Below are 24,364 nucleotides of genomic sequence, written 5' to 3'. Positions count from 1 at the left end.
CTGAAATGGAGGGGCGCCAACATTGCTGGCGCCCCGCGCGGTCCGGTGCCTGGGAGGGTATCACCTGCTGCGCTTTGTTCCCATCTGCCGTGCCTCAGCTCGTCGCGAGTTCCATCACGGCGACATTGCTTGCTTCATCGCGATCGAGAATGCCGCGCTGGCGGCCGCGGCTCAGCACCAGCACGCGGTGCGAAAGCCCCAGCACCTCCTCGAGGTCCGAGCTCACCACGACAACCGCCATGCCGGAGCGGGCGAGATCGGCAATGACGTCGTAGATCGCCGCGCGGGCGCCGACGTCGATGCCGCGGGTCGGCTCATCGAGGATGAATACCTTCGGCGGCCGCGAGACCCATTTGGCGATGATCACTTTCTGCTGGTTGCCGCCGGAAAGTTTTGAGACCGCCTGGTTCGGCCTGCCCTTGACGCCCAGCCTGGAGATGCCGGCCGCGGCGAATTTCTGAACCGCCTTGGGAAACACCCAGCCCTTCGGCGCGACATGGTCGAAATTGCCGAAGGCGAGGTTCTCGCCGATGGTCTGTTCCAACACTAGGCCCTGCGCCTTGCGGTCTTCCGGCACCAGCACGACGCCGGCCTTGATCGCCGCCGCCGGGCCGCTGAGATGCACCGGCTGGCCGGCGACGCGCACCGAACCCGAAGAGATCGGATCGGCGCCGGCGATCGCGCGCACCAACTCGGTGCGGCCGGCGCCGATCAGGCCGGCGATGCCGAGGATCTCGCCTGCCTTCACCGCGAAGGAGACGTTGTTGAAACTCTTCTCCGGCGAGGACAGGTTCTCGACCTCGAGCAGCGTCTGGTCGCTTGGAGGGGATAGCTTCGGGAACATGCGCTCGACGCTGCGGCCGACCATCTGCTCGACCACCGTGCGCACCGGGATGTCGGCGCGCTCGTGCCTGGCGACGATGCGGCCGTCGCGCATCACCACGACGCGGTCGGCGATCTGCGCGATCTCGTCCAGCCGATGGCTGATATAGATGAAGGACATGCCTTCGGCCTTGAGCTTGCGGATCTGCTTGAACAGAAGTTCCGTTTCCTCGCCGCCGAGCGCCGCGGTCGGCTCGTCGAGGATCAAGAGCTCGGCATTCAGCGTCAACGCCTTGGCGATCTCCACCTGCTGCTGGGCGGCGACGCGCAGTGTGCGTACCTTGCGCTCGGGCGACACGTCGAGGCCCAGCCGCTTCAGCTGCGCCGACGCCTTCGCGTTCATGCTCGCGCGGTCGACGCGGCCGCCGCGCATCGGCAGGCGCCCGACATAGACATTTTCCGCCACCGACAGGTCCGGCAGGAGCTTCAATTCCTGATGGATCATGCCGACGCCGGCCTCGATGGCCGCGGCGGGATTGGCGGGGGAATAGGGCGTCCCCCGCCAGATGATGGTGCCGGCATCGGATTTGATCGAGCCGGCGATGATGTTGGACACCGTCGACTTGCCGGCGCCGTTCTCGCCGAGCAGCGCCACGACCTCGCCCGGCCGCACCTCGAAGCTCGCATCGGCCAGGACCTGCACCGGTCCGTAGCTCTTGCAGAGGCCATTGACGAAGAGCCCGTTATGCGGTGCCTCGCCAGGATGAGGGTCAAGGGGCATCGTGATGCTCGCTCAGGGTCTCAGCTAGCCCTCAGGGGTGCTTCTCGATGAACTGCGCGACATTGTCCTTGGTGGTCAGCGTCGCGTCCTGCAACTGTTCGGCAGGCAGCTTCTCGCCGCCAACGATCTTGATCGCCGAGTCCACAGCGAGCCGGCCCATGCCCTGCGTCTGCTGCGTCGCGGTGACGTCGAACACGCCGTCCTTAAGCGCCTTAAGCGCAGCCACGTCGCCGTCGAAGCCGGCGATCCAGACCTTGTGGTCAGGATTGGCGACCTTGACCGCCTGGGCCGAGCCCAGCGCCAGCGCGTCGGCCTGGCCGAAGATGATCGAAACATTCGGATGAGCCTGCAGCAGATCCTGCGCCAGCTTGAAGCCTTCGTCCTGGTGCCATTGCTCGCTCCAGAGCTCGCCGACCACCTTGATGTCCGGATAAGCCTTCAGCGCTTCGCCGCAGCCCTTCGAGCGGTCGACTTCCGGCGTCGTGCCCTTCTGGCCGTGGATGATGACCATCTCGCCCTTGCCGCCGGCCTGCTTGGCAATGTAGTCGCACACCGCCTTGGCGGAGTTGACGCTGTCGGTGGCGATGAAGGTGTCGCCCGGCGCGCCGTCGGCATTGCGGTCGACATTGATCACCGGAATGCCGGCGGCCTTCGCGGTCTTGGTCGGGACGGTCGCGGCGGTGGCGCCGGCCGGGATGTAGATCAGCGCGTCGATGTTCTGCGTGACGAGATCCTGCACCTGGCTGACCTGCGTGGCCGAATCGCCCTTGGCGTCGACGGTGATGACCTCGATGCCCTTCTCCTTCGCATAGGCTTCGACCGACTGCTTGATCTGGTTGAAGAAGTCAGCTTGCAGATTGGCGACGGCAAGTCCGAGCTTCTTGGCGTCCTTGGCCGAGGCCGCATCGGACAGCCCGAGCAGCGGGACGATGGCCGCCGCCGCAAGCAGCAGTGAACGTTTGGTCAGCATGTTTTTCCTCCGTTGGTGTTCAATCCCGTCCAGCCTGCGCATCGCGGCGCCCCGGCCGGACAGTCCCAGTCTCGGATCGACCGATCCGTTCCGCCCGGACATCCGGGCGAATTCCTATTGTCGCCCGCTCTTCATTGTGCTCGGCGCCGCCAGCTATCTGTGGCGACCGCCAGCGCGATGACCACGCCGATCACCACCTGCTGGATGAAGGGCGACACGCCGAGCAGGTTGAGGCCGTTGCGCAGCACGCCGATGATGAGCACGCCGATCGCCGTGCCGCCGATCGAGCCGATGCCGCCCGACAGGCTGGCGCCGCCGATCACCACCGCGGCGATGGTGTCGAGCTCGTAGCCGACGCCTGAGCTCGGCTGCACCGAATCGAGCCTTGCCGCGAGCACGATCCCGGCCAGCCCGGCAAGCAGACCGCAGATCGCATAGACCCAGTTGGTCAGCGACTTGACCGGAATGCCGGACAGGCGGGCGACCTCGGCGCTGCCGCCGATGGCGTAGAGACTGCGGCCGGTGGCGCGATAGTTGAGGAAGATGGCGAAGATGATCGCCAGCACGATCATCAGCCCGACGGTCACCGACAGGAAGCCGAAATGGCGCACGATCGACAGGTTGGTGAACCAGTCGGGAAAGCCGACGATCTGCGATCCGTCGGTGATCATGTTGGCGAGGCCGCGCGCCACCGACATCATGGCGAGCGTTGCGATGAAGGGCGGCAGTCTGGTCACCGTGACCAGCAGTCCCGAGACCAGGCCGCACAGGGCGGCGACGACAAGCGCCGCGGCGATGCCCACCGGGACGCCGAGGTTGAGATAGTCTGGGTAGGCAACATAGCCCATCACCATCGAGGCAAGCGCCAGCACCGAGCCCACCGAAAGGTCGATGCCGCCGATCAGGATGACCAGCGTCATGCCGATCGCCATGATGCCGAGCACGGTCACTTGATCGAGCACGTTGAGGATGTTGCGGAAGGTCAGGAAGGTGTCGGTGGTCAGCGCCAGCGCCAGGCAAAGCAGCACCAGCCCGATCAGCGGTCCCATCGTTCCGGCAAACAGCGCCGAAAGCTTCGCACTGGACGCGCCCTGCGCGGCGCTGGTGCCAGCCTTCAACTCGCTTGTCTCGTTGCTCACGGCCACTTCGTCTCCTCCGTCCGCGGCCGGCGATGCGTCGCCGTCCGCTCCTGTTCACCAGGCATCCTCCCTTGTGAACAATTTATCTTTGATATGCAATTTTGTTCAGCTAAAACGTTCATCAGAACATTGTCAAGTGCCGGCACGCATTCGGGGGCGGTTTGCGCCAGCGGCCGGTTTGCCATAGGGAAGCTAGGGCGGCGCATCATCGGAAGAAGTTCAAAGTCGGCCGGGAGGGACACGAGGTTGGCGGTGATCGAGAACGAAAAGGCCTCGCGCTTCCCCGATGCGGAGCTCAAGGCCCGTGCCGCCTGGCACTATTATGTCGAAGGCCTGACGCAGGAGCGGATCTCGGAAATCCTCGGCGTCGGCCGCATCAAGGTGCACCGGATACTTTCCGCCGCGCGCGAGGAGGGCGTGGTCCAGTTCCGCATTCGCGACAGCGTGGTCGAATGCGTGCAACTGGAGGAGGGCCTGAAGCAGCGTTTCGGTCTCAGCCAGGCCGTGGTCGTGCCGTCGGCGGCCGACAGGAGCAACGCTCCGCTGATGATCGGCCATGCCGCCGCCGCTTATCTCGCTGATAACGTCAATCCTGGCGATGTCATCGCTCTTGGCTGGGGCCGCACGCTGAAGTTCGCCATCAACGAACTCCCGCGCCGGCCGATCGCGCGAACCACGGTGGTCTCGATGCTCGGCGGCCTTACCCATGCGCAGCCGCTCAACCCGACCGAAAGCGCCTGGGAGTTCGCCGAAAAGATCGGCGCCGAATGCTATCTGCTTCCGGTGCCCGTCTATGCCGACAGGCCGGAACAGCGCGATGCCTTCATGAGCCAGCGCAGCGTCCAGGACGTCGTCTTCCGGGCGCGGCGCGCCAACATCGCGGTGCTCAGCGTCGGTTCATTCTCGCAAGAGAGCCCGATCGCCAATTACGGCTTCATCAAGCTCAGCGAGTTGGAGGAACTGCAGGCCGCCGGTGCGGTCGGCGATATCCTTTGCCACTTCATCGATGCCGAAGGCCGTCCAGTCGACCACGAGGTCAACCGCCGCGTCTGCGCCTATCCGCTGCAGGAGCTTTCGGACATTCCCAATATCATCCTGGTCTCGGGCGGGCAGGAGAAGGTGGCCGTGATGCGCGCGGCCCTCGCCAACACCAAGATCTCGATGCTGATCACCGACGAGGACGCCGCCAAGGGCCTGCTCAGCCGCTAATCTTGCGCTACCTCACCCAACCGGGTGTGGATGTCGCGCGTCGCTTGATAGAGGTCGCGGTAGATCGCCTTGCGGGCGCGGTAGATAGGCACCAGCGCATCAGCGGGATCGACTTGTCTTGCCGGCGGTGCGGCCATCGCCTTTGCCGCGTCTTCAGGTGAAGCGAACCAGCCGATGGCCGAGGCCGCCAGCATGGCCGCCCCAAGCGCTGCTGCCTCGTTGACAGGCGAGACGAAAAGCGGCCGCTGGAGCACGCTCGCCATGACCTGCATCAGCAGCGTCGAATTTGTTCCGCCCCCGGCCGCGATCATCGATCCGGCCTTGCCGGTCTGCGCTTCCATCGCATCGGTGGCGATAGCCTGCTCGAAGGCGATGCCTTCCAGCACCGCGCGGAAGAGATGTTTCGGCTCGTGATCGAGCGACAGGCCGACGATTGCGCCGCGCGCCGCACCGTCCCAGTATGGGCTCATGACGCCGGCCCAATAGGGCATGACCAGCAGGCCGTCGCTGCCCGGCGCAACCGTCATCGCCGCCTTTTCAAGAACGGCAGCCGACGGCGAGCCGGTGGTGCGTACGATCCAGTCGACCAGTTGCATGCCGGAGCGCAGCACCGTCTCCAGCATGAAGCCGCAGCCGGTCGGCGAAACCAGCGTGCGGAAGGCATCCGACGTCGTGACCGTGCCGGCATAGTTTCCGCTGACGACGCCGGAGCCGAGCGAAAGATAGCTCTTGCCGGGTCCGTAGACTCCCATGCCGAGGCCCATCGCCTGGCCGTCGCCGGCGCCGGCGACGACCGGTGTGCCGGCTTTCAGGCCGGTCGCAGATGCGATCCTTTCGGAAACGCCGCCGCAGATCGCGCCGGGCGCAGCCAGTTCGGGCAGTTGCTGCGGCCACAGGCCTGCCGCCTCGACCAGCCGCGGATGCCAATTGCCATGCGCGATGTCCAGCAGGCCGAGCGGATCGGCGCTCGCGGTGCTGGTGACGAGCCGGCCGGTCAGCCGATGGACCAAGAAGGCGTGCACGTCGACCAGCGCTGCCGCCTCGGCGAGTGCCTCTGGCTTGTGTTCCTTCAGCCAGGCGAGCCCATAAAGCGCCGGCGTCGGATCCGGCGGCTTGCCGCTCCAGTTGCGGATCGCCTCGCGGCCAAGCTCGGCCGAAAGCCGGGCCACCTGGCGGCGGGCTCGTTCGTCCAGCCACAGGATAGCGGGGATCAGCGGCTTGCCGGCGGCGTCGATCAGCGTGAAGCTCTCGCGCTGGTGAGCGATCGAAAGCGCCTTGACGCGTGATGCGCCGACCCTGTCGGCGACCTGTTTCAACGCCGACAAAAGCGCCGTCCACCAATGCTCCGCGTCCTGCTCGAAATGCCCGGGCGCGGGGTTGGAAAGCGGATAGGTCTCGCGGGCCTGGAAGAGTTCAGTGCCGTTGCGTGCGAAGGCGATCGCCTTCACGGCCGTCGTCGAGGCGTCGATCCCGATTACGACATCGTCCATCAGAAGGTCAGGCCGCGTTGGTTACGAACCGTCCGTCCGCCTGGTCGAGACGACGGCGGATCTGGGTTATCACCATCGAATCGTCGGGTACACAATTTTCATAGGTCAGGAAGTCGCCGGCCTTGACCGGCTTCACCACCTTGGCGCGCTCGGCGAGGCCGAGCGGCAGTGCGCCCCTGGCGCGCGCATCCTCCCAGGTCATGGCGAAGCCGCGATAGTCGTTCTCGCCGATCATGCCGAGCGACTGGCCGGCGCCGAGATGGGTCTTGGCTACCGCCACCGCCTCGGCCACCGGATGGTCGAGCGGCTCCATGTCGGCGCGCTTGTAGACCACCGCGCGCGCCGCCGACAGCGGCACTTCCAGGCTGGTCAGGTGATAGGGGCGGAAGATCGTGAAATAGGGACCCTTGCCGACCTTGAGGTCGATCATGCGCTCCAGCACGCGCGGGTGCTTGGTCTCGATGATGCAGAACACGCCGGGCGCGACACCCTTGCCGATCGAATAGTCGACAACGCCCTTGCGGTGCAGCACGCCGCCATCCTCGCGCGGGCAGAGCACGCCGGCCAGTTCTTCCAGCGTCGCCGTCGGCCCGTGCATGCCGGGCACGTCGGGCACAAGGCCGGTGGCGTTGGCGATGGCCACCATCTCGATAGCAGTCTTGGAGCCGTCGACGAACTCGACCAGCATGCGCGCATTCATGTTGCGCTCGGCTGCTTCCTTCTCGTAGTCGGCCGGCACCGCATCGATCTTCAGCGGGTTGTTCTTGCCCTTGCCGGCAGCGACAATTGTGAAGCCGAGACTCTTGGCGAAGCCGATGATCTCCAGCGTGCAGGCGGGCTCGTCGCCGGCCGCGCCGGTATAGACGACGCCGGCCTTGCGCGCCTCTTCCTTCAGGAAGCGGCCGATGGTGATGTCGGCCTCGACATTGAGCATGACGATGTGCTTGCCGTTCTTCATCACTTCGAGCGCGAACAGCGTGCCGATATTGGGGTTGCCGGTGGCGTCGATGATGACGTCGATGCGGCCGGCGGCGGCGAGCGCATGCAGGTCCTCGGTGACGGCGATCTTGCCGGCCTCGATGGCGCGGTCGATTGCCGAGGCATTGGGGGCCTGCACGATGTCGGACCTGTCATGGCCGGCAAGCAGCGCCGCGTCGATCGCTGCCTGCGGCCGCACCTCGGAGATGGCGCCGATGCGCATGCCCGGCATAAGGGCGACCTGAACGACGATATCCGTCCCCATCTGTCCGGCGCCGGCGAGACCGATGGTGATCGGACCTTGGCTTTCAGCGCGCTGCAGGAGTTCCGCTGCGAATTGCGGATGGGACATGTCGCTTCCTCCAGTCCTTGGCGCGCCACGGCGCCGCGATCATCAGTCTGAACATTCCTATTTCTATTTGAAAAATATTTCAACCTGTCTTTGCGGCCGCGCCGCGAATCCAAATGCGAGACGAGGTTCCAGCGGCAATGCGGGACCTTCGGTGTCGGGGAAGGGGGCAGCGGGAACTTCTGGAACTGTCGGTCTTGAGTAAAAAACGCCATCGCCTTCAGCATGGCGGACGACTGAATGGCACTGCCTGTGCGGGTGCGCCACCGTCTTCGTCTCCAGCAGACGTAAAGCGCCTCAACCCGGGATGGGCATCGCCTTCACATGCGGGGCCATCGTCTCAGCCGATCGCGAAGAAGGGCTTGCCGAGCAGGTCCGGGACGACATCGATGCCGAGGCCCGGGCCGTCGGGAATGCCCATGCGGCTGCCGGTCACCGGCGGTTTGTTGGCGGCGGTGCGCACCGTCACCCATTCGTGGAAGGCGATCGCGTGCAGCCGGCGCTCTTCCGGTGTCGACAGCGACAAGTGCGCCATGGCGGCGGTGTCGATCTCGGCCCCGCCGGTGTCCTCGACCGTGATCATGAAACCGAGATCGACGGCGACGTCGCGGATCTGGCGCGTCCTGGTGACGCCGCCCAGCCGCGAGATCTTCAGCGTCAGCCCGTCGGCCGCGCCCAGGCGGTGAATCTCCAGCATCTCCTCGAGCGAGGTGACGGATTCATCCAGCACCATCGGCTTGTCCAGCATACGCCGCACCGACATGTTCTCCTCGAGCGTCGTGCAGGGCTGCTCGAACGTGTAATCGATGCCCCGCGTGGCATCGGCGAACTGACGCGCCTGGAAGGGCGTCCAGCCGGCATTGGCATCGCAGAAGATGACCGTGCCCTTGGGCACGGCGGCCGCAACGGCGGTGACCCGCTCGATGTCGTCGCGCACATTGCCGCCGACTTTGACCTGCAGCCGGTGGTAGCCTTCCGTGACGATGCGCTTAGCCAGCGCCGCCATCTGGTCGAGGGTGCCGTGGGTGACGACCTTGTAGAGCTCAGCCGTTTCGCTCTCGCGGCCGCCGAGCATCGTCACCAGCGGCACGTCGGCGGCGCGCGCAGCGAGGTCGCAGCAGGCCATGTCGAGCGCGGATTTCACGTAAGGGTGGCCTTTGAACACCGTGTCCATCAGCCTGCCGATGCCGGCGAGGCCGCGCGGGTCGTGGCCGATGAGATGCGGCGCGATTTCCGGCACGCCCGCGCGTGTTCCCGCTGGAAATGCGGCCGAGTAGAAATTGCCGAGCGGCGCCATTTCGCCCCAGCCGGTCGCGCCGCTGTCGCAGGTGATGGCGACGATCACCGCGTCGAAGCAGTCGGCGACCCGCCCCTTCGACATGCGATAGGGGCCGTCCACGAAGGGCTGCACGACATGATAGGCTTTTATGGTCTTGATCTTCACGTTGTCGTCCGTTGTCAGCTGGAATGGTCAGGCGCTCTTCGACATGCGCTTTTCAAGGCTGCGCGCATAGGCGAGAAGCTCTTCGAAATCGTGGTCGATGTGCTCGCGCGCATGGCGCTGGGCCGCGCGCATGTCGTTGCCTTTGAGCAGTCGCACATAGGATTCGTGCACATCCTCGGCCGGCACCAACTCGTTGCGCGCGCGCTGGTGCAGCGCGAAATACATTTGCAGCCGACTGGCAAGTCGTTGCCAGGTTTCCGAAAGCACCGAATTGTCGGCCCACTCGTAGATCAGCCCGTGCAACTGCAGCGCCGTCTCGATCTGGCGGGTGGTGTCGAGCGCCCGCGTCGCCTGCTTGACGCTCGCATGGCGGCGGTCGAGCTCGTCGAAGAAGCGCCGGTCGCGCAGCGGCCAGGCCTGCTCGATGGCGAACTCGTCGAGCACCTTGTTGAGCGAATAGACATCGATGATGTCCTTGGCGGTGACGTCGATTACGAAGGTCCCGGCATAGGGAATGCTGGTCAGGATGCCTTCCTGCACCAGTTCGCGCATCGCCTCGCGCAGCGGAGCCCGGCTGACCCGCATCTGCTCCGAAATGCGGAGCTCATTGAGCTTCTGTCCGGGCTCCAACTGGCCGGTCAGGATGGCGCGCCTGAGCAGCGCCACGATCTCGGCCCGGCGCGTCGTATCTGCAATCGGACTGAAGTCCACCTTTGCCATGCGCCTCACTTTGAATGAACCGGCGGCCAGACAAGCAGATTGTCGACAATCCAACAAGAAGATTGGCGACCGCTTTTGTGCGGATTGCGACACACAAAAGAAGACGGCGCCCGCGACGTGGCTGTCGAGGGCGCCGTCGGACCGGATCTGATGGGGGAATCAGCTGGCCGGTTTGGCTTGCGGCAAGGGGGAAACCGGCATTCCGGGTCCGATCTTCTGCAGATTGCCCGTGATCACCTGGTCGGTTTCGGAAATGCCGGAGGTCACGGAAATCAGCTCGCCATCGGTCGGCCCGAGCGAGACCAGTTTCTGGTCGACCGTGTTGCCTTTGCCGAGGACATAGAGGTACTTGCCGAGCTGGCTGGAACCGAGCGCCACCTGCGGCACCATCAGCGTGTTGGGCTGTTCCTTCACATGCAGCCGCACGCGCACATACTGTCCCGGCAGCAGCGTGAACTTGGCGTTGCCGATCGTTGCCCGCGCCGTGATGGTGCCGGTTGAATGATCGATCGTGTTGTCGATGAAGGTCAGCTCGCCCTTCTGGCTGGGCTCGCTCTCGCCGGGCAGAAGCACGTCGACGGCGACCGCACCGGCCGCCTTGGCTTGCTCGATCTGTACGAGGTCGGTCTCGCTCGGGTTGAAGGTGACGTAAATCGGGTCGAGCTGCACCAGCGTGTTGAGCACGGTGCCGGCCACGCTCACCAGCGTGCCGACCGAGGCCTGGTTGCGGCCGATGCGCCCTGGAAAAGGCGCCTTGATCTCGGCATAGCCGAGATTGAGCTCGGCGGTTCGCACCGCCGCTTTGTCGAGCAGCAGCGCCGCTTCGGCTGCGCGCAAGGTGCTGGTGCGCTGGTCGAAGCTGTCCTTGGCGAGATAGCCGCTCTTGGCGAGCTCGCTGCCGCGCCCGAGATTCGAGCGCGCATAGTCGAGCGTTGCCGTGTCGCGTTCGACCTGCGCCTTCGCCTGGTCGAGGGCGGCCTGGTAGTCCTCGGGAGCGATCCGGTAGAGCAGGTCGCCCTGCTTGACGTCGCTGCCGTCGGCCGCATTCTGCTCCTGCAGATAACCGGGCACGCGCGCCTGCAGCGTAATGCTGCGGATCGGCTCGACGCGCGCAGCATAATCGAGGTAGATCGGCAGCGTCTTCTTGACGACGTTCACCACGGGCACCGGCATGACGAAGGCTGCCGGCGCGGGCGCCGCGCCCGCCGTGCCGCCATTGAGGCTGAGATTGCCCATGTCCAGCAGGTGCACGCTGGCCATCGAGACCGCGCCCAGCGCGACGGCCGTTCCCAAAGCGATTTTCCATTTACGCATGTTGGTCTCCAGTCCTATTCAGCCGCCTGGGCGAGCGGCTCAAGCGCCGGCTCGGCGGTCGGTTCAATGTCTTCCTGGTGCAGAGATTCCCGATGCCCCGCGGCGGGTTCTTTCTCGCCGCGCTCGCGCAGCTTCTCGATCACCGCGTAGAAGACCGGCACGAAGACCAGCGACAACACCGTCGCCGCCACCATGCCGCCGAAGACGGTGGTGCCGATCGACTGGCGGCTCGCCGCACCTGCGCCCGTCGCGAACATTAGCGGCAGCACGCCGAGGATGAAGGCGAAGGCGGTCATCAGGATCGGCCTGAGCCTTAGTCTTGCTGCTTCCATAGCCGCCTCGACGATGGTGAGACCCTCCTCGCGACGACGTCGGGCGAACTCGACGATCAGGATCGCGTTCTTCGCCGCCAGGCCGATCAGCATGACGAAGCCGATCTGCGAATAGACGTCGATCTGCATGCCGCGCAGCAGAAGCACGAGGAAGGCGCCGAACAGGGCCAGCGGCACGGCGAGCAGCACCATGAACGGCATCGCCCAGCTCTCATACTGCGCCGCCAGGATCAGGAAGACGAAGACGATCGCCAGCCCGAACACGACCGAAGCGATCGATCCGGCCTTGAGCTCCTGATAGGTGATGCCCGTCCACTCATAGCCGAAGTCCCGCGGCAGCACATTCGCCGCCGCCCGTTCCATCGCCGCCACCGCCTGTCCCGACGAGAAGCCGGGCGCGGCGCCGCCATTGATCAGGGCGGAGGCGTTGTTGTTGTAGTGCGGCACGGTTTCCGGGCCGACGATCGGCACAAGCTTGCCGAGCGTGCTCAGCGGCACCATGCCTCCGGAAGCATTGCGCACGTAGAGCCGCGAGATGTCGGTGGCGTCGGCGCGCGCGTCCTTGTCGGCCTGGATCGTCACCCGGAAGGTGCGGCCGAACAGGTTGAAGTCGTTGACGTAAAGCGAGCCGAGATAGATCTGCAGCGTGTTGAACACATCGGGCAGGTTGAGGCCGAGCAGCTTGGCCTTGCTGCGATCGAGGTCGTAGTTGAACTGCGGCGTCGAGGTCGAGAAGGACGAGAACAGCTGCTGCGGATTGAGCTCCGGCTGCTTGCGCGCTTCGGCGATCAGCGCCTGCGTCACCTCGTTGAGCGCCGCGCTGCCGCGGCCCGAAAGGTCCTCGACCTGGAACTCGAAGCCGCCTGTGGTGCCGAGGCCCGGAATCGAGGGCGGATCGAAGGACAGCGCGAAGGCTTCCGGGATCTGCAACAGCTTGCCGCGCACCTGCTCGACCAGCTTGGAAGCGCTCTGGTCAGGCCCGCGCTCGTCCCACGGCTTCAGGATCGCGAACTCGACCGCCGAGTTCGACTGCGCGGCGCTGGTGAGGAAGTTAAGCCCGCTGATCGAGCCGACGATGTCGACGCCGGGCGTCGCCTGCAGGATGTCTCGCGCCTTCTGCGCCACCGCATCGGTGCGCTCCAGCGAAGCACCGTCCGGCAGTTGGATGACGACGAAGAAATAGCCCTGGTCCTCCACGGGAAGGAAGGTGGAGGGAAGCTTCTGCCAGACGAAATAGGTGGCGACCAGGCCGGCCGCGAACAGGCCGAGCATGGCCCAGCGCAACCTGATCAGGACACGCACGCCATGGGCATAGGCATGCGACAGCCAGTCGAAACCGGCATTGAACCAGCGGAACAGGACGAACTGCGTCTCGCCGCGATGGCGCAGGAAGGCAGCACTCAGCGCCGGGCTGAGCGTCAGCGAGTTGAAGGCCGAGATGCCGACCGAGATCGCCACGGTGAGCGCGAACTGATTGTAGAGCCGGCCCGACACGCCGGGGATGAAGGCGACCGGAATGAACACCGCCATCAGCACCGCGGTGGTAGCGATGATCGGGCCGGTGACTTCGGCCATCGCCGCCCGCGTCGCGGCAAGCGGCGAAAGCCCGGCTTCCAGCTGTCGCTCGACATTCTCGACCACCACGATGGCGTCGTCGACGACGAGGCCGATCGCCAGCACCATGCCGAGAAGCGACAGCATGTTGAGCGAGAAGCCCAGCAGGTACATCACCGCCAGCGTCGCGATCAGCGACACCGGAATGGCGATGGTCGGGATGATGGTGGTGCGCCAGCTCTGCAGGAAGATGAACACCACCGCCACGACCAGCACCAGTGCCTCGCCGAGCGTGATCAGCACGTCGTGCATCGAGGCCGAGACGAAGCGCGTCGTGTCGTAATGCATGGCGTAGTGGACGCCTTTCGGGAAGCGCGCCGACAGTTCCTGCATCTTGTCCTTGACCCGCTGCTGCAGGTCGAGCGCATTGGAGCCGGGCATCTGGTAGACGGCAAGCACCACGGTCGGGTCCTTGCCGAAGAAGGCGGAGGACGAATATTGCAGCGCGCCGAGCTCGATGCGCGCCACGTCGCGCAGCCGCACGAGCGATCCGTTTGCCGAATTGGCGCGCACGACGATGTCGCCGAATTCTTTCGGGTCGCTCAAGCGGCCGACTGCGTTGACCTGCATTTCGAAAGCGGTGCCGGCCGGTGCCGGCGACTGGCCGATCTTGCCGGCCGCCACCTGCACGTTCTGCTCGGCAATGGCGTTCTGCACGTCGACGGCGGTGATGCCGAGATTGGCTAATTTGTCCGGGTCGAGCCAGACGCGCATCGAATAGCGGCGCTCGCCGAAGATCTGCACATCGCCGACGCCGGGTAGCCGCTTCAACGGGTCGACCACCTGCAGATAGGCGAGGTTGCTCAGCGCCACCGGATCGACGGAGCCGTCCGGCGAGGTGAGGTCGACGATCAAAACGAAGTTGGGATTCTGCTTCTTGATCGTCACGCCGCCCTGATTGACGATGGCCGGCAGGGAGGATGCGGCCTGCGAGACGCGGTTCTGCACGTCGACGGCCGCCGTGCTCAGCGGATAGCCGACATCGAAGGTGATGGTGATGGTCGAGGAGCCGTCATTCGAGCTCGTCGACGACATGTAGGTCATGCCTTGCACGCCGTTGATCTGCTGCTCGAGCGGCGTGGTCACCGTGTCGGCCACCACCTGCGCGCTTGCGCCCGGATAGTGTGCGCTGACCACGACCTGGGGCGGCGTGATGTCGGGGAACTGCGAGACCGGCAGCAGGAAATAGGCGATCGCACCGGCAAGCACCATGATGATGGCGATCGCCGACGCGAAGATCGGGCGCGAGATGAAGAATCTTACCATGACGCGGTTGCCTCGCCGAACGGTCTGGCGGAATGGCGCAGGCGCCGGGCCCGGCCGGAGCCGGAGTCCTCCAGGAAGGATGGCAGGATCGTGCCCGGCGCGTTTTCCGGCGCGCGCGAACGCAGCATCCGCTCGAAGGCTTTCGGGTCGATCCCGTCCGCCTTCATCGCCAGCCGGATCATCGGATCCCGGATGGCTTCGTCGATCGTCAGGTCTTTGCGCTTCTGCATAGGAGTAGCTCCTTGCTCGTCCCGCATCGGTTGATCACGGGCCGCTTTTTTCTCGAATTCACCGGCCGAAGCCGCATGACAGGCAGGTTTTGCGTCCTATCTCACTCTGGCAGGGGTGTCGGTGGCCTTGTCGTTTGACGGGGAGCGATATAGGTGTTACCAGTAAGTAACATTCTGGAAGTTACAGACCGGTAACACCCTAGTCAAGAGGTGACCTCGGTTTTTTTGGAAACGAAAGGAGATCAGTCATGACCGACGGCGTCGCGGAGCGTTCCCGCCCCCGGGATCGAATCCTGGAGACGGCGCAGGACATGTTCCACAAGCACGGCATCAAGGGTGTAGGTGTCGACGCCATCACCGAGGCTGCCGGCACCAACAAGATGACGCTCTACCGCCACTTCGAATCCAAGGACGACCTGATCATCGAATGCCTGCGCGCCACGGCGGCCAAGGCTTCAAGGATCTGGGATGAGTTCGAGGCCCAGCATCCCGGCGACAAGCTGGCGCAACTGCATGCCTGGGTCCGCAAGGCCTCGGAAATGCTGAGCGCCGACAGCCGCGGCTGCGATATGGCCAATGCCGCCGTTGAGCTTAGCGAGGCCGACCATCCGGCAAGGCGCGTCATAAAGGAACTGAAGGAAGCCCAGCGCGAACGGCTGGTGGCGCTCTGCCGGGATGCCGGCGTCGGTCAGGCGGAGTTGCTCGCCGACACACTGTCGCTGCTGCTTGAAGGCGCACGCGTCTCGATGCAAAGCGTCGGCGCAGAAGGCCCGAGCGCGCAGTTCGTGCGCATGGCCGAGAGCCTGATCGCCTCATTCCGGGCGCGCTGACGGCCGTCTCAGTTTTTCACGGGCAAAGAAAAAGCCCGCTGCCGGGAGGAGGAGGCAGCGGGCTTCGATTTCGAATACGGCACGGGAGGAGGTGTACCGCATTCACCGTCGATGTCTGGGAGGAGGAAGACATCCGACACGGTGATACATACGGGTTGCCCAAGGCGTCGGCAATTGCGAAACATGCATGGCTGCTGTGCAGATTTGCCGGATCAATCGTCAGACAAATCGAAAGGCCCGCCGTCGGCGCCAGCTTACTGGACCGGCACGTTTTCTTTGAAGATCAGCCGCGGCTCGATGAATTTCTTCGTCAGATAGGGTGCCGACGAGGCGATCGAACCTAGCAGGCGGATCACCGATTGCTCGGCGATCAGCCGTGCGTTCTGGTCGATGACGACGTCGGCGAGATCGTCGACCAGATAGCGGCGCGTCTCCCTCGTCAGGTCATGGCAGATGAACACCGGCTTCTTGCGCGGCCGGGATTCCAGCAGCGCCTTCGCCACGCCTGAGCGTCCGGCACCGACACAATAGACGCCGAGCAGTTCCGGCTCGTTGTGCAGCGCCCTCATCGTTGCGCTGTAGCTGATGTCGGGCTCGTCGTTGATTTCGACGGCGCTGGATATGGTGAGGTTGGGGAATTCCTCGCTCAGCACCGAGCGAAAACCCATCTCGCGTTCCTCATGGCCGCGATAGGAACGCGAGCCAACCACCATCGCCAGATGCCCGCTCCGGCCGCCGAGGAAGCGGCCCATCAGCAGCGCCGCCGTGCGGCCCGCAACGCGGTTGTCGATGCCGACATAGGCTGAGCGCGGTGCCGCCGGCACGTCCGAGACCAACGTGACCAGCCTGATCCCGGCCTCGACGAGCTCGCGCAGGATGTTGCGCGTGCGTGGATGGTCGACGGCGATGACGCCGACGCCATTGGCCTTGAGCGACAGGTTCTCGACCGCTCCCTGCAGCGCGCCGGGCGAAATGCCGGCAAGGTTGTGAATGCGGCAGGAGGCCACCAACGGCAGGCGCGCGGCATAGTCTTCGATGTGATGCGCAAGATCGGCCATGAAGGCGTTGGAGCCGATCGGCAGGAAGAATTCCAGGTGCGCCGGCTTCGACGGCAGCACGACCTGGTCGAGCGTCGGCAGATAGCCGAGCTGCTTGGCCGCCTCCATGACGCGCTGCCGGTTGGCCGCGCTCGCGCCCGGCCGGTTGTTCAGCACCCTGTCGACCGTTGCGGTAGACAGGCCGCAGCTTCTGGCGATGTCGGCTACGGTGGCTTTCATGGGTCCAGTCATAGGATGGGATGCGAGCCCCTGTCAGCAAATCAACGTCAGGCCAATCAGCCATGCGGCTGCGGGCCGTCGGCGATGGCGTCGCTGATCTCCTTGTCCGACATGCCGGTGATGATGCGCTCGACCTCGGCGACGGTGGTCATCTTCGGGTCGATGTCGTCGGCCACCACCTTGCCGCGGCGCATGACCACGATGCGGTCGACCACCTGGAAGACGTGATGGATGTTGTGGGCGATGAAGATGCAGGAATGCCCGGAATCGCGCGCGCTGCGAACGAAGCTCAGCACGCCCTGCGTTTCGGCGACGCCGAGATTGTTGGTCGGCTCGTCGAGGATGATGAGGTCGCTGTCGAAATGCATGGCGCGCGCGATCGCCACCGCCTGTCGCTCGCCGCCCGACAGCGAGCCGATCGGCGTCGTCGGCGGAATGTTCTTCGAGATGCCGACCTGCTTCAGCAGGTCGCGCGCCACCGAGTTCATTGCCTCCTGATCCATGCGGTTCAGGAAGCGCGGCGGCTTGATCGGCTCGCGCCCGAGGAACAGATTGCGCGCGATCGACAGCTGCGTGACCAGCGCGGAATCCTGGTAGATGGTCTCGATGCCATGCGCGATGGCGTCGCTGGTGCTGCGCAGGTTCACCTTCCGGCCGCGGATGAAGATGTCGCCGCTGGTCAGCGGCACCGCGCCCGACAGCACCTTGATCAGCGTCGACTTGCCGGCGCCGTTGTCGCCGAGCAGGCCGACGATCTCCCTCTCGTCGACGTGGAAGTTGGCGTCGACCAGCGCCTGAACGCGCCCGTAGGACTTGCGGATGTTCTGCATGCGGATCAGTGGTTCGGCCATGGGTTCACGTCCCTGCCTGGTGCCGGCGTTCGAGCCATGAGTGCAGCGCCATCATGCCGAGGATGATCGCGCCGATGAAGATGTTGTAGGCGAGCCCCGGGACGCCGATCAGTACGATGCCGTTGCGCATGACGCGCAGGATCAGGATGCCGAGGACCGTGCCGACGATGGTGCCGCGGCCGCCGGTCAGCGCCGTGCCGCCGATGACCACCATGGCGATGACTTCCAACTCGTAGCCGGTGCCGCTGTTCGGGTTGGCGGCCGAGGTGCGCAGCGACGAGATCACGCCGGCGAGCGAGGCCATCACCGCCGACAGGATGAACAGATCGACCTTGACACGGTTGACGTTGACGCCGCGCGCGCGTGCGGCATTGGCATTGCCTCCCGCGGCCTGGATCCAGTTGCCGGTGCGGCTCTGCGTCAGCACGTAGCCGAGCGCGATTGCAGCACCTATGAACCAGAACAGCGAGGCGTATATCCGAAACGGTCCGATGTAGAAATCGCCGACCAGGATGTCGGCGAGCCAGCTGCCTTCGGCGCTCCAGGTGCGCTGCGGAAAGCCATCGGTGACGAAGAGCGCGGTGCCGCGCACCACCAGAAGCATGCCGAGCGTGACGAGAAACGACGGAATCTTGAGGCGGGTGACGAACCAGCCATTGACCAGCCCGACCAAGGCCGCGACCACGAGCGCGATGAGGAAGCCGATCTCCAGCGAGGTGACACCGCCGTTGAACAGCGTCCACATCAGCACCGGCGAGAAGCCGAACAGCGAACCGACCGAGAGGTCGAATTCGCCTGAAGTCATCAGCAGCGTCATCGCCAGCGCGATCAGCCCGAGTTCGACGGTGAAGGCGAGCGTGTTGGAGATGTTCTGCGGCGACAGGAAGTCGGGGTTGATGCCCCAGAAGACGGCGATCTCGACGATCAGCAGCACCAGCGGGCCGAATTCCGGCCGCGCGACAAAACGTTGGATGAAGAAACGGTTTTCCATTGAGCCCGCGACGCAGTTGATTGGCTGAGGCCCGCACCCATCGGGCAGGCTCCCGGCACAGGGAAGCAGTCGCGGCCCGAAAGCCGCGACCGTCGGTGTCAGGACTTACTTGCCGGATAGGATCTTGTCGTACACACCGGCGGTATCCTTTTCATAGAGCGCGCCCGTGATGACGTCGAAGCCCGGAGGAATGCCGGCCGACGCCATCGCGGCAAGCGACAGCGCGACGTAGCTGGTCGCCTGCGGGTCCTGCCACTGTGCGGCATTGACATAGCCGTTCAGCACCTCTTGCGTGGTGTCGAGCGAGTTGCCCCAGCCGACGACCGGGATTTCGCCCGGCTTGACGCCGACCTGGTCGAAGACGCGCTTGATCGACCCGGTGACGAGATCGCCGAGACCGATGATGGCCTTCACCTTGCCCTTGTTTGCGGTGAGGTAGTCGACCATGCGGTTGATCACCTCGGCCTGGTCGAGCGTCGCCTCGGTCACCTCATAGGTGATGCCGAGCGGCTCGAACACGCTCTTGATGCCTTCCTCTTCCTGGACGCCATAGGTGGCGCCGGGAACCTCGACGGGCATCCACACAAAGTCGCCCTTCTTCACCAGGCCCTTGTCCACCAGGTACTGCGCCCAATGCTTGCCGAACGTGGCGTTGTCGCCGCCGACATAGGCGTTGAAATCCGCCTTCGGGTCCGGCGTGTTGAAGTTGATGATTGGGATGTTGGCCGCGCGGGCCTCCTTGACGACTTCGACGAGGCTGCCCGGGTCCGGGCTGGTGGTGGCGATGCCGTCGGCCTTGGCCGAGATGGCGGCCCGGATCGCCTCCTGCTGCGAGGCGACATCGCCATTGTGGAACGAGGTGTTGACCTTGTTGCCGGTGTCGCTCGCCCATTGCTTGGCGCCGGCCAGGAAGTAGGTCCAGACCGGGTCGGCCGGTCCGCCATGCGAAATCCAGTAGAACGTCTTGGCCTCGGCCATCGCCGGAATGGCGATTGCCCCGATCAAGGCGAGCACGAGCAGTCTTAGCCGCGAAAGCATTCGATTTCCTCCCGTGTTGAAAACCAACTCCTCAGGCGCGATGCGGTCCGCAAGGCCCGCGTCTCCTGCCAGCGCCCAGCGGGTGTCTCTAGGGCATTCCCTTTTTCGATCGCTGACAAGCCTCCATCGCCAATGGATGTTGGCACAGGCGCACACGCCATCAGCAATCCCATCAGATTGCATCAGTTCAGGTGATATTTTTCGGGGCAAGCGGCGCCGTCAGCCCATCAGCTTGGTCGGATGGGCAGTGACAATCTGGCTCCGGCGCGCCGCTAGATCAGGCCTGCTCTGGCGAGGTCGCGCATGAGGTGGCTGGTGCCGTAGGTCCAGTGCGGGCAGTCCGGCGACAGCCGCACACGATTGACCAGCGCGCCGAGCTTCTCGGACGAGATGGTGACGATGTCGCCGACCTTGTGGGTGAAACCCTTGCCGTTCTCGCCGCGATCCTTCGAGGGCACGAACATGGTGCCGAGATAGAGCGCCAGCCCGTCCGGATACTGGTGATGCGAGCCAATCGCGGCCTTGACCAGTTCTTCAGGCGAGCGGCTGATCTCGGCCATCGAGCTTTGGCCCTCTAGCGAGAACCCGTCCTCGCCCTCGACGCTGAGGCGCACCGTGGCACGCTCCACATCGGCAAGGGAGAATGTCTCGTCGAACAGCCGGATGAATGGCCCGAGCGCGGCCGAGGCATTGTTGTCCTTGGCCTTGCCGAGCAGCAGCGCCGAGCGCCCTTCGACGTCGCGCAGATTGACGTCGTTGCCGAGCGTGGCGCCGACAATGCGGCCGCTGCTATCGGCGATCATGGCGATCTCCGGTTCCGGATTGTTCCAGGTCGAGACGGGGTGCAGCCCGACATCGGCGCCGAAGCCGACCGAGGCCATCGGCTGGCACTTGGTGAAGATCTCCGCATCGGAGCCGATGCCCACTTCCAGATATTGCGACCAGGCGCCGCGCTCGATGAGCTTGGCCTTGATCTCCATCGCCTCGGGCGAACCAGGTTTCAACTTCGACAGATCGTGGCCGATCAGTCCGGCGATGTCGGCACGGATGGCATCGGCCTTTTCCGCCGAGCCGCGCGCCTGCTCCTCGATAACGCGCTCGAGCAGGCTGACGACGAAGGTAACGCCTGAAGCCTTTACCGCTTGCAGATCGATGGGCGACAGCAGGACTGGCTTCTTCGGGTCGCGTCTCGCCTCGAAGCTGTTCGCCGCGATCGCGCCGAGCGAGCCGATCGCCTTGCCCTCGGCTGAGCGCAGATGGCCCGCCGGATCCTTCATCTCGCAGACGTCCCGCACCGTGGGTGCCGCGCTCGACGTGATGTCGACGACCTCGCCATCCCGCACCGTGACGACCAGGGGATGGGGCGCTTCGGCACTCCTTGCCCGGCCCACGAACAGGCCGTCGGCGGGCAGGCGGGTCGGATCGGTCATGATTTTCTCGTCCTCTCGATTGTCGGCCGGCACTTTCCCCGGATTTTGCCCGAACGTCTATCCTGTTGCTCAGATGGTTTGTAGACCACGGCGCGCTGTTCCACAGCCGCGGGCAGGCTGGCCCATTCGAATTGCCCTTTCAAGATCGTGAAATCGACAATAGGATTTTCAGGAAGTTCCCAGCGCTTAGGTGATTTTTGCGCACCTCCTTTTCCGACCCGGTCTGGCAGAAACCCAAAGCGGCCCCGGCATTCCAATCCGCGCTTTCAGCCGCAGTCACGCTCGATGCGGTCATCGTCGGCGGCGGCATCATGGGCCTGTCGACCGCCCTGCATGCGGCCCGGGCAGGTCTCTCGGTGCAGGTGCTGGATGCCGGCGCGATCGGGCAGGGCGCCTCCGGCCTCAACGGCGGCCAGGTCATTCCGGGCCTCAAATACGATCCCGAATGGCTGATCGGACATTTCGGCAATCAGCGCGGAGCGGCGCTGGTCGATTTTGCTGCCTCGACGGCCGACGTGGTGTTCGATCTCATCCGCGACGAGAAGCTTGCCGTTCCTTTCATGCGTAGCGGGTGGATCCAGGCAGCGCATACTGAAACGGCCTTGAAGGCGGCGGCCAGCCGCGACCGGCAATGGCGGTCACGCGGCGCCGACGTCAAGCTGCTCGACCAGGCCGAGATCGCGGCGATGACCGGCGCCAGGGGCTATCTCGGCGGCTGGCTTGACCGCCGCGCTGGGGTCATCGATCCGCTTTCCTACACAATGGAATTGGCGCGGGTTGCCGCGGCTGCAGGAGCCAAGGTCGCCGAACGCCAGAAAGTGGTGAAACTCGGCAGGGAAGCCGGCCTATGGCGGGTTTCGACGCAAGGCGGATCCGAACTGCGCGCGAAATCGGTCGTGCTGGCGACCAACGCCTATACCGACAGCCTGTTGCCTGGCCTTGCCCGCACCATCGTGCCGCTGCATTCCTTCCAGATCGCCACTGCGCCGTTGCCGGCCGATCTTGCCGCCTCAATCCTGCCGGGCGGCCAGGCGGTGTCGGATTCGCGCCGCATTCTCATCTATTACCGCAAGAGCGCCGATGGCCGCCTGGTGCTCGGCGGGCGCGGCCGCATGGCGCTGCCGTCCAGCCCTGCCGACTGGGCGCATCTCGAGCGCGCGCTGGTTCGGATCTATCCGGCGCTTGCCGGCATTCCGATCGAAAAGCGCTGGTTCGGGCGTGTGGCGATGACGCCCGATCACTTGCCCCATCTCCATCAGCCGGAACAGGGCCTGCTCGCCGTGGTTGGCTGCCAGGGCAGGGGCGTCGGCCTGATGAGCGCGATGGGCAAGCGCATGGCCGGCTATCTGGCGGGTGGCGATGGCGAACAATTGCCATTCCCGCTTTCACCCATCAGGCCGATCCCGTTCCACGCCTTCCGCCAGGTCGGCGTTGCCGCGGCGATCACCTGGTACCGGATGCTCGACGCACTGGAGCGCTGATGCCGAACGCGCGCGGCGCACAAGCGGATTCAGCTTGACAGTTTCATGAATATGAAAAAAGCATTAGCCGATTTCAAGAATCCGATGGGCAAGCACAATGTCTACCATCGTTGCAGCGCGGCCCCTGCCGGAGTCCCGCCTCTCGCCGGGCTTCCGTTTCGCCATGCTGCTGCCGGGCGGGCTGGTCACCTTCTTCCTGATCTTGTTCGCGCTTGGCCTGGTGATCTTCCTCGCCTTCAGGAGCAATGACGGCTCGCTGCTCGGCGCCGGCCTGACCTTCGCGAATTTCGTCACCGTGGCCACCGACCCGCTCTACTGGACGGTGACGCTGCGCTCGCTGGTCATTGCCGGCCTGGTCACGCTGGCGACCGTCGTCACCGCCTATCCGGTCGCCTACTACCTCGCCTTCCATGCCGGGCGACGGCGCAACCTGCTGCTCTTCCTGGTCACGCTGCCCTTCTGGACCAGCTACCTTTTGCGCGTCTTCGCCTGGAAGATCGTGCTTGCCTATAACGGCGTGCTGAACTCGGCTTTCATCGAAAGCGGCCTGTGGTCGGAGCCGACACTCGCGTTGCTCAACACGCCGGCCGCGGTGGTGGTGACACTGGCGCATGCCTACGCGCCCTTCGCCATCCTGCCGATCTATGTGGCGCTGGATACGATCCCGAAGTCGCTGCTCGAGGCCGCCTCCGATCTCGGTGCGCGACCCTTCACCAGCTTCCGCCGCGTCGTGCTGCCGAATTCGATGCCGGGCGTCCTGGCAGCCGCTCTCGTGGTCTTCGTGCCGACCGTCGGCGACTATGTCACGCCGGCCATGGTCGGCGGTCCGGCCAGCACCATGATCGGCACGCTGATCCAGTCACAGTTCGGCAAAGCCAATGATTGGCCGTTTGGCGCGGCGCTCTCGGTCTGCGTCATGCTGGTCATCTTCTGCGTGGTGCTTGTCGCACGCGGCGCCGACCGCAGATTTGGCAGCCGCACGTGAGCGCCGCCCGCACGAACGCCGACGCAGGCAGCCGCTGGCTCGGCCTTTATGTGCTCGCCTATCTCGTCTTCCTCTATCTGCCGGTGCTGCTCATTCCGCTGTTTTCCTTCAACAACTCCATCCAGGCGGCGTTTCCGCTGCAGGGCTTCACGCTGGAATGGTATCGGACGCTCTACGGCAATCCGGCGCTCTCGGGCGCGCTTGCCAACAGCCTCCTCATCGGTGTGATCGCCGCGTCCGGCGCGACGCTCTGCGGCATCACCGTCTCCTATATGGACCTCTACGGCCGCTCGCCGCTCGCCGCCACGATCAGCGCCGTCGCCCGCCTGCCGATCCTGATCCCCGGCGTCATCGTCGGCATTTCGCTCCTCATCCTGATCAACCTCATCGGCCTCGGTCCGTCGCGTGTTTCTATCGTGCTCGGCCATATCCTGGTGGCACTGCCGACGACGGTGGTGGTTATGCGCAGCCGTTTCGCCGCGATTCCAAAAACCGTCCGCGAGGCCGCGCTCGACCTCGGCGCCTCGGATTGGACGACGTTCCGGCGCGTCATGCTGCCGCTGAGTGCGCCGGCTGTGCTGTCGGCCTTCATGCTCGCCTTTCTCACTTCCTTCGACGAGTTCATCGTCGTCTTCTTTCTGGCCGGCACCGAGCCGACGCTGCCGCTCTACATCTGGAGCCAGCTGCGCTTCCCGCGCTCGCTGCCGACCGTCATGGCGCTCGGGACGATGATCCTCTCCGTGTCCTTCGTCATCGCCGGCTTCGCCGAAATCCTGCGCCACCGCGGCCTTGGCGCGGCGCGCCGCAATCCAGCCTGAAACGA

The 24,364-nt window shown here is 64.9% G+C and carries 20 protein-coding genes; 5 read left to right on the top strand and 15 right to left on the bottom strand.

Annotated elements, in window-relative coordinates; genetic code table 11:
* Window positions 1–94 precede the first annotated feature (94 nt).
* The 3 genes from EJ074_RS09430 to EJ074_RS09420 all read right to left on the bottom strand — a co-directional run bounded on the left by EJ074_RS09430 (window position 95) and on the right by EJ074_RS09420 (window position 3,637).
* Window positions 95–1,603, bottom strand: coding sequence for a sugar ABC transporter ATP-binding protein (locus tag EJ074_RS09430; RefSeq protein ID WP_129553127.1), 1,509 nt, complete (start codon window positions 1,601–1,603; stop codon window positions 95–97).
* A gap of 31 nt (window positions 1,604–1,634) precedes the next feature.
* The gene (locus EJ074_RS09425; RefSeq protein WP_095805480.1) at window positions 1,635–2,573 is read right to left on the bottom strand and encodes a sugar ABC transporter substrate-binding protein; all 939 of its coding nucleotides are present in this window, start codon (window positions 2,571–2,573) and stop codon (window positions 1,635–1,637) included.
* Window positions 2,574–2,704: 131 nt separating this feature from the next.
* Entirely contained in the window at window positions 2,705–3,637 is a 933-nt protein-coding gene (locus EJ074_RS09420; protein ID WP_245420330.1) for an ABC transporter permease, read from the bottom strand.
* A 327-nt stretch (window positions 3,638–3,964) separates the two neighbouring features.
* On the opposite strand from EJ074_RS09420, the gene EJ074_RS09415 reads away from it, so the two are divergent.
* A complete protein-coding gene (locus tag EJ074_RS09415; protein ID WP_245454814.1) occupies window positions 3,965–4,921 on the top strand; it encodes a sugar-binding transcriptional regulator in 957 nt (318 codons plus the stop codon).
* Here EJ074_RS09415 and EJ074_RS09410 read toward each other — a convergent pair.
* From EJ074_RS09410 to EJ074_RS09380, 7 genes are all read right to left on the bottom strand, one after another.
* Window positions 4,918–6,411: an FGGY family carbohydrate kinase gene (locus tag EJ074_RS09410; protein WP_129553125.1), complete on the bottom strand. Its 1,494-nt coding sequence runs from the start codon at window positions 6,409–6,411 to the stop codon at window positions 4,918–4,920. The two genes, EJ074_RS09415 and EJ074_RS09410, sit on opposite strands and share 4 nt — an antisense overlap.
* 7 nt (window positions 6,412–6,418) lie before the next feature.
* The gene (locus EJ074_RS09405) at window positions 6,419–7,741 is read right to left on the bottom strand and encodes a homoserine dehydrogenase (RefSeq protein WP_129553124.1); all 1,323 of its coding nucleotides are present in this window, start codon (window positions 7,739–7,741) and stop codon (window positions 6,419–6,421) included.
* A 337-nt stretch (window positions 7,742–8,078) separates the two neighbouring features.
* On the bottom strand, window positions 8,079–9,182 hold the full coding sequence (locus tag EJ074_RS09400) for a mandelate racemase/muconate lactonizing enzyme family protein (protein WP_129553123.1): 1,104 nt from the start codon (window positions 9,180–9,182) through the stop codon (window positions 8,079–8,081).
* Window positions 9,183–9,209: 27 nt separating this feature from the next.
* Window positions 9,210–9,902, bottom strand: a complete 693-nt coding sequence (locus EJ074_RS09395; protein WP_129553122.1) for a GntR family transcriptional regulator — start codon at window positions 9,900–9,902, stop codon at window positions 9,210–9,212.
* 159 nt (window positions 9,903–10,061) lie between these two features.
* Window positions 10,062–11,216, bottom strand: a complete 1,155-nt coding sequence (locus EJ074_RS09390; RefSeq protein ID WP_095805486.1) for an efflux RND transporter periplasmic adaptor subunit — start codon at window positions 11,214–11,216, stop codon at window positions 10,062–10,064.
* 14 nt (window positions 11,217–11,230) lie between these two features.
* Entirely contained in the window at window positions 11,231–14,428 is a 3,198-nt protein-coding gene (locus EJ074_RS09385; RefSeq protein ID WP_129553121.1) for a multidrug efflux RND transporter permease subunit, read from the bottom strand.
* A complete protein-coding gene (locus EJ074_RS09380) occupies window positions 14,422–14,658 on the bottom strand; it encodes a hypothetical protein (protein WP_129553120.1) in 237 nt (78 codons plus the stop codon). Before EJ074_RS09380 ends, EJ074_RS09385 begins: the two co-directional genes overlap by 7 nt.
* Window positions 14,659–14,906: 248 nt before the next feature.
* On the opposite strand from EJ074_RS09380, the gene EJ074_RS09375 reads away from it, so the two are divergent.
* Window positions 14,907–15,488, top strand: a complete 582-nt coding sequence (locus EJ074_RS09375) for a TetR/AcrR family transcriptional regulator (RefSeq protein ID WP_129553119.1) — start codon at window positions 14,907–14,909, stop codon at window positions 15,486–15,488.
* A gap of 254 nt (window positions 15,489–15,742) precedes the next feature.
* Here the strand turns inward: EJ074_RS09375 and EJ074_RS09370 are convergent, their stop codons facing one another.
* The 5 genes from EJ074_RS09370 to EJ074_RS09350 all read right to left on the bottom strand — a co-directional run bounded on the left by EJ074_RS09370 (window position 15,743) and on the right by EJ074_RS09350 (window position 21,075).
* Window positions 15,743–16,765 (bottom strand): LacI family DNA-binding transcriptional regulator, encoded by a 1,023-nt coding sequence (locus EJ074_RS09370; protein WP_129553118.1) that lies wholly within the window; start codon window positions 16,763–16,765, stop codon window positions 15,743–15,745.
* 56 nt (window positions 16,766–16,821) lie between these two features.
* Window positions 16,822–17,616, bottom strand: coding sequence for an ATP-binding cassette domain-containing protein (locus EJ074_RS09365; RefSeq protein ID WP_129553117.1), 795 nt, complete (start codon window positions 17,614–17,616; stop codon window positions 16,822–16,824).
* Between the two features lie 4 nt (window positions 17,617–17,620).
* Window positions 17,621–18,607 carry an ABC transporter permease gene (locus EJ074_RS09360; RefSeq protein ID WP_129553116.1) on the bottom strand — a complete coding sequence of 329 codons (987 nt, stop codon included), beginning with the start codon at window positions 18,605–18,607 and terminating at the stop codon, window positions 17,621–17,623.
* 105 nt (window positions 18,608–18,712) lie between these two features.
* Window positions 18,713–19,645: a substrate-binding domain-containing protein gene (locus tag EJ074_RS09355; RefSeq protein WP_095805493.1), complete on the bottom strand. Its 933-nt coding sequence runs from the start codon at window positions 19,643–19,645 to the stop codon at window positions 18,713–18,715.
* Window positions 19,646–19,917: 272 nt separating this feature from the next.
* Window positions 19,918–21,075, bottom strand: a complete 1,158-nt coding sequence (locus tag EJ074_RS09350) for a fumarylacetoacetate hydrolase family protein (protein ID WP_129553115.1) — start codon at window positions 21,073–21,075, stop codon at window positions 19,918–19,920.
* 197 nt (window positions 21,076–21,272) lie between these two features.
* Between EJ074_RS09350 and EJ074_RS09345 the strand changes: the two genes are divergently transcribed.
* The 3 genes from EJ074_RS09345 to EJ074_RS09335 all read left to right on the top strand — a co-directional run bounded on the left by EJ074_RS09345 (window position 21,273) and on the right by EJ074_RS09335 (window position 24,359).
* The gene (locus EJ074_RS09345; RefSeq protein WP_129553114.1) at window positions 21,273–22,556 is read left to right on the top strand and encodes an FAD-dependent oxidoreductase; all 1,284 of its coding nucleotides are present in this window, start codon (window positions 21,273–21,275) and stop codon (window positions 22,554–22,556) included.
* A 97-nt stretch (window positions 22,557–22,653) separates the two neighbouring features.
* On the top strand, window positions 22,654–23,541 hold the full coding sequence (locus EJ074_RS09340) for an ABC transporter permease (RefSeq protein WP_129553113.1): 888 nt from the start codon (window positions 22,654–22,656) through the stop codon (window positions 23,539–23,541).
* On the top strand, window positions 23,538–24,359 hold the full coding sequence (locus EJ074_RS09335) for an ABC transporter permease (protein ID WP_129553112.1): 822 nt from the start codon (window positions 23,538–23,540) through the stop codon (window positions 24,357–24,359). Before EJ074_RS09340 ends, EJ074_RS09335 begins: the two co-directional genes overlap by 4 nt.
* The last annotated feature ends 5 nt before the right edge of the window (window positions 24,360–24,364 follow it).

The sequence above is a fragment of the Mesorhizobium sp. M3A.F.Ca.ET.080.04.2.1 genome (genome assembly GCF_003952525.1).
In the GTDB taxonomy this organism is placed as follows: Bacteria; Pseudomonadota; Alphaproteobacteria; order Rhizobiales; family Rhizobiaceae; genus Mesorhizobium.
Note: the sequence above shows the minus strand (reverse complement) of the source record. Positions and strands in the feature narration are given on the sequence as shown.